Here is an 8235-nt window from a genome sequence, read left to right as displayed (position 1 = left end):
TAAGTAATTTGATTGTATCAATAGTTAAATCTTTAATAAATCGCATTTTTTTGACCTTCTTGTGACCAAGAAGATATTTTACATTACTATTTCCATAATATACAATTTATTTTGCATAGGTACTTATCATGGTTGGTTTCACTCGTTTGCGTCAGATATTCGTAATCCTTACTCAGTCGGCGATAACGACCAACCCATGCCAGTGTAAGCTCTATTTTATTTATAAACACCGTCTAATAAATATAGGGTGCGTTGTCGCAAATCGCAATGCGCCTTTATCATATCAGTAGGCGATCGCACTCCTCGCGTAGGGTGTGTTATTGCATTGATTGACAATGGTTCGGTATGATAAGGGTATTGGGTTCTGGTTCTATCCATGTCTGCAAAAGACATTTTTCACGAAGCCGTCAAACGAGGACTGCAAAAAGAAGGGTGGATTATCACTCATGATCCGCTAGTTGTTAAGTTTGCCAAAGATAAAATGTCAGTCGATTTAGGTGCAGAAAAAATATTAGCAGCCGAGCGAGGAACTGAAAAAATTGCTGTTGAGATTAAAAGTTTTTTGGGGGATTCAGAACTGTTTGAGTACCACGCGGCTTTGGGGCAATTTCTCAATTATCGATTAGCTCTGCGACTCAGGGAGCCAGAACGAGTTTTGTTTTTAGCAGTTCCAGTCTCAACCTATCGCTCACTATTTAGCCGAGACTTTGCCCAAACTTCAGTACAAGAGTATCAAGTTATGTTAATAGTTTACGATCCAAAAGTTGAGGTGATTGTGCAATGGCAAAGCTAGATCAATATCGTGAATATATTCAGAATTTACTAACAAATTATGGCAGTTACAAACCTTCAGAGGAAGATGTTGAAATCCAATTGATATTCGATACGGCGCGAGATCATTATCAGATTCTAGAGATTGGTTGGGATGGATATGACCGAATTTATAATTGTGTGATACATCTCGATATCAAAGATGAAAAGATATGGATTCAGCATAATATGACCGATATCCAAATTGCTGAAGATTTGACTGAGATGGGAGTACCTAGAGAGGATATTGTTTTAGGATTACAGCCATCTTACTTGCGTCAATATACGCAATATGGCGTAGCGTGAATTTGTCTAAAAAGTAATAACAGAAAAATCTCTGTTTATTAGTAACCGTTCAAGGGGGTGCGTTGTCGAAAAAAGCCAGAGGTATTTTACTCAAAAACAATACCGCGATAAATTTCCGCCATCGGCAATTCAATACTAACTGAATCTAAAGAAATAGATAGCTCTAAGCCGTTAAAATCACTGAGCAACCAACCTTCAGCTTGTTTACTATAGCGTTCAACAAAAGGTTCATCTTGCTCGACTAATAAATATTCGCTAAAACTCGCAATTGAGCGATACATCCGAAATTTACTGAGTCGGTCGTAATCTGCGGTGGAAGGAGATAGAACCTCAACAATCAGCGTGGGATTTAAAACTTCATCTAAGCGTTCAGCATTTAGTTGTGGTTCGCCGTCAAAAACCATTACATCTGGATATACCCCGCGTCGAGGTTCGGGAATCCACAGCCGTAAATCGCTGTTAATTGGCTCGAATTGAGTATCGCGTAACACAGTACTAAAATAGGTCAAAATGTTCCGACCGATGCGGCTGTGTTTGAGTGTCCCTCCGGCCATAGGTACAATTTCTCCATCTCGATATTCGCTGCGTCCTTCGGCTTTTTCTTCGATCGCCCGATATTCATCCAAGCTGTAGCGGCGCGAGATGGTAGAAATCATAGGTGGTAGGCGTTGGCGTAGCCCGCCAGAGGCATCGCATTGGCTATAAGACAACAATATTATTTTATCACAGATTTATTAACTACAAAACAAATCTTAATTTTGTCAGGTTTTGGCGCTAACCCAAGGGTATTGGGGTATTAGGAACTTTTGCAATCTGCTGTATCTTTTCAAAAATCAAATCGGAGTCCTATATTAGGAATACCATAAGCACATTTTTTTTAATTTTTAAATTTTGAGTAAACTATGCAGCAATTCAAAGTAACAGCAGATAATTTGAATATACGTTTAGCACCTCTTGTTGACGATACCAATCGAATAGCAGTTCTTCCAAAAGCACATATCGTATCTAAAATCGAAGATTCGGATAATGAGAAGTGGTGGAAAGTTGCAACTATTCTCGAAGGAAAAACTTTAGAAGGTTTTGTAGCTCATAAATTTCTTAGTCCAGCCACAATTTTTCCTATCAAGACTGTTATTGAAATTGGTGAAATTCCTATTTACCAGGCAGATGGAGAATCTGCATTTTTTTATGAAGCAGGCATGAGCATTAATGCTGATGGTGCGCCTAATGCTTATCACCCAGTAGATACAGGGATTGATTTTTTGGCAAATGCTGGGCAACCGGGTAACTGGTGGGCACTATCTGTAGATAGAGACGGCAATCCGTTTATTCAGGGCAGTACTGATCCATGTCCCGGATACTATATTTCTACAACTGCATTATTTGACTCTAAATGTGTCAAACAAGATCCACGTAGATATGTTGATTCAACAAAGATTCCGTATATTGTTCTTCCGGGAAATAGTGATTTTAGAAAAATTACAGGGGTTAAATTAGGAGATTTTGCAGTTGTTTACAACACTAATAACGAAAAACTGGCTTTTGCAATTTATGCTGATGTTGGGCCTAAAAACCAGATAGGGGAAGGTTCAATAGCTCTATCTTACGCTCTTGGAAACGATCCATTGGTGCGCTTAAGAGTCAGGCGGGGAATTCCCAAAAACATCGTTTATGTTGTTTTCCCCGGTTCTGGCAATGGAAAGCCAAGAACAAGTTCAGAGATAGAAGCTGAAACTAAACGATTCTTTGAAATATGGGGTGGTGTAGAACGCATTAAGTCACTATAAAAAGTGCGATCGCACCTAAAAATTTGGTTGCATATCTACATTCTTTTTGTGAGGGCGAGGTTAGGTTGAGGAACGAAACCCAACCTACACATTTTTATTTTTTAGGCAAAATCTACGCAGTATTGCTCGTTTACCTACATTTTACTGAAGCTCGGTTCTGGGTGAAACGAGCATTAATTGAGGTTTTATTTGATGATCATCATGGCGTTTAGAGGATGTTTTAAAAGCCATTAGACAAGCGCCATTGCTTTTGTATTAAGAGAGCAAATAAATTTTACTTGCGAGTTAGGTTCAGTAGTTCTTTCGGAGAAGCAAGTAAGTCAATAGCCACGAAGTAAATTTGACCTTGAGGATCAAGTAAAAATCGCCAAGCAATGTTCATCCCAACATTACCTCCAAACCAAGGAGTTTCGACTGTACCAGTAATTTTATGCTGTGTATAACCATCTTCTATAGTTTCCGAAACGCCTTTGGTTGGCTTCATCACTAACCCTTGTCCCTCATCTCGTAAGTAGGAAGTGATCGCTTCTCGACCAACAATTGGTTTTTGGAAGGGTGGTTGCAGCGCACCATTGTTAGCAAATAAAGCAACAGCAGCTTCAAAGTTATCTGCATTCATGGCTTCAATGTATTTCAGTACTGTCGGTTCTGTAACTCCCTCAATAGTAAATTGGGGACTTAGGGATGTACGTGGGAACTTAAAGTTTATGACTTGTGCCTGTTTGCTATCAGCCAGAGACGGATCGAATCCCATATTTACTACAGTATTGCGTAGTACAGTAATTTGCTGACTCTGATCGATTTTTTGAACAGCTTCTAGCACTGCTTTAACTTGAGTTGACATTTGATAGCCAACTGGCATAGGAGCGACAATACCCTCTTTCATCCACTCTCCTAACTGCCACCAGAATCCCAGTTTAGCGTTGACACCAAAGTATGCATAAGAACGACTGATAGGAGTATCAGCATTACTTGCTAAATCTCTCATTAATTGCGTTTGTTCTTCATGAGACATCTGCTTAATTTCGTTGAATATGCCTTCCATTAATTGGAGATTAGCTTTTCCGGGAGCAGCTGGAGTAATTGTACGACCTAGTTCAGCGTAGGCATACCAGAGAAATGCCAATTGATCGTCAATATTGAGTTCAGCAAACATTGCTGTGGTGGCTGGAACAGCATCTGCCACTTGAGTGCTAGAAAAAATATTGCGTGCGGATTCAATAGTATAATTCATGGTTATTACCTTAAAGATTGACCTATTCAGTAGTTGCTTTCGCCTAGATTTTGCAGCTTGGGGATAAATCTAGGGCATTTTTCCTAGATGAGACAATTATCTCTAGATATCCAAATTTCAATCATCATTCTCTACTCTGCCATCATAACTAGTCAACGTTAACAAAAGACTAAGATTTATAATATTTATCTGATGAAGATCATTGAATGAAATGTATATCTACTATTTTTTTCAAGTTTTGACCCATTTAATATAGTTTTCTGAAAGTATATCTTTCTAAAGTAAGATATTTAACTATATAGCATCTATCTATGTAGACATATCTATATTATTTTTAACTTTTTCGGCAATAAAGATAGAATTTGGTAATTGCTTAAATTAGTTTTTTTTAATTACTGTATGTGTTGCAGCAGATTTATCTTTAGGCGTAGGTTGGGCTAAATAAAGTCAAGTCAGTCTCATGCAAGCCTCCATTAGCTCAACTGCACCGTTATGGAGATCAGTGCGATCGCGGCGTTCTAGTAAAGTGTCTTGCACTGCGTGACAACACACCTGCCACCCCCGATTGATTTTAAAGGATTAGATACCAGCTTTCTTAAAAAAACTTATTTTTGAATTTTGAATTGTTAATTCTAGGACTTACGCAAAAACCCTCTCAAACTCTGATTCCTCTGTGGCCTCTGCGTCCTCTGTGGTTCGTTTTCCGTTGCCTTTGCGTAAGTCCTAAATTCAGCGGTTCGTTTCTTCATTATTTTGCGTAAGTCCTAATAAAATCCCTAAAATCTTATTTCTTCAATATAATAGTTACTCAAAATCCTAGCAATTTGATAACATTAACATACAGGGCAATGTCTACGACGGGCTGTGACGCTCCTGCGGACGCTCGCGGACTCGCTACCGCTACGCTATCGGTGACGCCCTCTTCAGCAGAGATCACAAAAACATTATGGCAAAGCGTAAAAAGAGCAATCTCCAGTGGATTAAAGAAACGCTTGAACTAAAACCTGACCATCGCTGGGAATCTCCATCAGGCTACAAGATTTTTGTCGCAGATCGAGGCGCTGTTCGCTTCAATGTTCCCCAGAATTGGGTTTTTGAGCCACAAGAGAAATCTTTCAAGTTCCTCGATAAAAAACCGCCGAACGATGATTGCTGCCTGGAGGTATCTTTCAATCGCTTGCCACCCAATGACTGGAGTCAGTTTCCGCTAAAATCCACGTTGAAGAAAGTCATGGACGACGACAGTCGCAATGTCATTGCCAAGGGAGAAATCTTTACAGTCAAGCGCCAAACTGCCAGGATTGTCTGGACAGAGATGAAGTTCATTGATACCCAAGCAGAGCCACGGGAAGCTTTTTCGCGGACTTGCATTGGTTTGGGGTCAAATGTTCAGTGCCTGATTACATTCGATTATTGGGCAGATCAAGCAGAGCCGCTAATCCCCATTTGGGATGAAGTGATGCGTAGTCTCACATTAGGATTGTATATCCGTGACCCGATGACTGGTTTGGCTTTCCCAGATTGAATTAGCGGTCAATTCAACTTTAGACGAAGGAACCATAATTGATAGACATCTGGTGAAATTAAATATGTCTTAGAGGTTGTTTAAAAAGTATTGGGCGAATGGAATTTGCTACTATACAAACTTACTCCTTCCCTGCGGGACGCTACGCGAACTGAGAACCCGGATTTCTCACCACAATTCTCAAAGCCTTATAAAATCTAGATTTTGGTTTTCCACACTGTATTCCAAAATAACCGTTCAAAAATACTCGAAATATATTCTGGGTAAAGAAGATTATGAGCAGTGCGATCGCTACAAAAACCCAGACTATTGTGAGCTTCTGGATGAGTGAGAAAATAGTCTTGGAGCCAAACACATCCCTGTGCGAGTAAATCGTCTAACTGCAAACTCCAGAAAATCAGCTTGCCATCTTTACTAGCAGAAGCAATAATCTTGTGATCAGGGCTGAAACTGACGGTTGTTACCGAACCACGATGTCCAGTCAAGGTAGTAATAGGAGTTCCATCATTTTTCCAAAGTTTAATAGTTTGATCTCTACTCCCAGAAGCAATAATTTTTCCATCAGCACTAAAGCTGACGCAAGTTACTGAACCACGATGTCCAATCAAGGTAGTAATAAGAGTTCCATCACTTTTCCAAAGTTTAATAGTTTGATCTGCACTTCCAGAAGCAATAATTTTGCCATCGGGACTGAAACTAATACTATTAATATCCTTTCTATGTCCAGTCAAGGTAGTAATTAAAGTCCCATTAGCTTTCCAAAATTTGATAGTTCCATCATCACCACCCGAAGCAATAATTTTCCCATCAGGGCTAAAACTGACACTTGTCACCCAATTTTTCTGTCCAGCGAAGGTTTTAATTAAAGTTCCGTCCCACTTCCAAAGTTTAATAGAACCAAGGTCAGTACCAAAAGCAACGATTTCTTGGTTGGGACTAAAACTAACGCTTGTTACCCCTACATCCTGTCCAGTTATAGAATGAATTAAAGTCCCATTGACTTTCCACAGTTTAGCAATTCCTAGATCAGTACCAACAGCAATAGTTTTACCATCGGGGCTAAAACGGATACTATTTACCCAACCTTGATGTCCTGCGAGGTAAGCAATTAGAGTTCCATTTCGTTGCCATAGCTTCACAGTACCATCGTCACCACCCGAAGCAATAATTTTGCCATCAGGGCTAAAATTGAGGCTAGTTATCGCGCGTTTGTGCTGAGTGAATCTAGTCATCATATCTGCATTCAGCTTCCATAGTTTCACAAATGCGTCATCACTACCAGAAGCAATGATTTTGTCATCAGGGCTAAAACTGACACTAGCTACTGAATCGCCATGTCCAACTAGGGTATTAATTAGAGTACCATCCAGTTGCCAGATTTTTACAGTTTGGTCACTACTACCAGAAGCGATTATTTTACCATCACGACTGAAACTGACAGCATTTATCCTAGCTGTATGCCCCTGGATAGTTATAATTAAACTACCATCAGTTTTCCAAAGTTTAATAGTTTTATCATCACTACCCGAAGCAATAGTTTTTCCATCAGGACTAAAACTAATACTTGTCACCCAACCTTCATGCCCAACAATGGTTGTGATAAAAGTACCATCACTTTTCCAGAGTTCAATATTTCCTTGTTCATTCCCAACAGCAATAATTTGGCCATTAGGGCTGATATTAGCACTGGTTATTTCATGACTTTTAAGTGAAATAATTTTCATCAGAGTCCCATCAAGCTGCCAGAGTCTTAGAGTTCCATCTTTGCTGAGGGATATCAAAGTTTTAGCAGAAATAAATCTAGTGATTAAAATCCTATCTTGATGTGCAAAGATAGTTTTAATTAAAGTACCATTTAGTTGCCAAAGTTTAATAGTTCCATCTTGGCTAGCCGTAGCAATAGTTTTACTATCGGGACTAAAATTAATAAAATTTACCTTTTCTTTATGCGCCTTTATGGTAGCGATCGCAGTTCCATTTGCTTGGCAAAGTTTAATAGTACCGTCATCACTAACCGAAGCAATAATTTTCCCATCAGGGCTAAAAGTGAGATGATTGAGTGCTGTTTGACCAGTATCAAATTGATTATATTCATGAATATTCACGAGGATATTCAGTAAAGCAGACAAGGGAGTGATGGTTTGATATTCTCCCAAATCAGACTGATTTTGCACCAGATGTTTGAAATCTTCTCCAGCCTTCATAGCTAAAAGTAAAGCTTCAAGTTGTTTAGATTGAAATTGTTGTGCAGCGTTAGAACCAACTTGTGTAAGTCTTGTAGCTTCCTTAGCTGTTTGGAGTTGATTTTGTCCAACAATCACACTTAATAGGATCAGGATAGTTGCGATAGTTCCCCCAATCCAGACTATGTATTTTGCTTTTTTATTCGCATCAGCTAATTTTTGTTTAACGGTTTGATTAGCTAATGTTAATTTTTGACTAGCTAATGCTAATTTTTGATTTACCTCAATCTGTAATTCTGTAGCAACTTTTTGACTTGATTGTAAAAATTCATAATCGGAATTACTTAAACGTTTACCAACAGCCCATACTAAGGCTTCATCTAAAGCTTT

General features: G+C 39.0%; 7 protein-coding genes. 4 read left to right on the top strand and 3 right to left on the bottom strand.

Annotated elements, in window-relative coordinates; genetic code table 11:
- Positions 1–376 precede the first annotated feature (376 nt).
- Positions 377–793, top strand: coding sequence for a XisH family protein (locus LC605_RS29300; protein WP_229550956.1), 417 nt, complete (start codon positions 377–379; stop codon positions 791–793).
- Positions 781–1116: a XisI protein gene (locus LC605_RS29295; RefSeq protein WP_229550955.1), complete on the top strand. Its 336-nt coding sequence runs from the start codon at positions 781–783 to the stop codon at positions 1114–1116. Before LC605_RS29300 ends, LC605_RS29295 begins: the two co-directional genes overlap by 13 nt.
- An 86-nt stretch (positions 1117–1202) precedes the next feature.
- On the opposite strand, the gene LC605_RS29290 is transcribed toward LC605_RS29295, so the two are convergent.
- A complete protein-coding gene (locus tag LC605_RS29290) occupies positions 1203–1772 on the bottom strand; it encodes a Uma2 family endonuclease (protein ID WP_229550957.1) in 570 nt (189 codons plus the stop codon).
- A 246-nt stretch (positions 1773–2018) separates the two neighbouring features.
- Between LC605_RS29290 and LC605_RS29285 the strand changes: the two genes are divergently transcribed.
- Positions 2019–2903: a glycoside hydrolase family 75 protein gene (locus LC605_RS29285; RefSeq protein WP_229550954.1), complete on the top strand. Its 885-nt coding sequence runs from the start codon at positions 2019–2021 to the stop codon at positions 2901–2903.
- A 274-nt stretch (positions 2904–3177) separates the two neighbouring features.
- Here LC605_RS29285 and LC605_RS29280 read toward each other — a convergent pair whose 3' ends face one another.
- Entirely contained in the window at positions 3178–4137 is a 960-nt protein-coding gene (locus LC605_RS29280; protein ID WP_229550953.1) for an orange carotenoid-binding protein, read from the bottom strand.
- A 946-nt stretch (positions 4138–5083) separates the two neighbouring features.
- Between LC605_RS29280 and LC605_RS29275 the strand changes: the two genes are divergently transcribed.
- Positions 5084–5662: a hypothetical protein gene (locus tag LC605_RS29275; RefSeq protein ID WP_229550952.1), complete on the top strand. Its 579-nt coding sequence runs from the start codon at positions 5084–5086 to the stop codon at positions 5660–5662.
- Positions 5663–5859: 197 nt separating this feature from the next.
- Here the strand turns inward: LC605_RS29275 and LC605_RS29270 are convergent.
- Positions 5860–8235, bottom strand: a 2376-nt coding sequence (locus LC605_RS29270) for a WD40 repeat domain-containing protein (RefSeq protein ID WP_229550951.1), incomplete at its 5' end; no start/stop codon positions are given.

Source organism: Nostoc sp. CHAB 5836 (assembly GCF_020829445.1).
Taxonomy (GTDB): domain Bacteria; phylum Cyanobacteriota; class Cyanobacteriia; order Cyanobacteriales; family Nostocaceae; genus Nostoc.
This window is presented reverse-complemented; position numbering and strand designations above follow the sequence as displayed.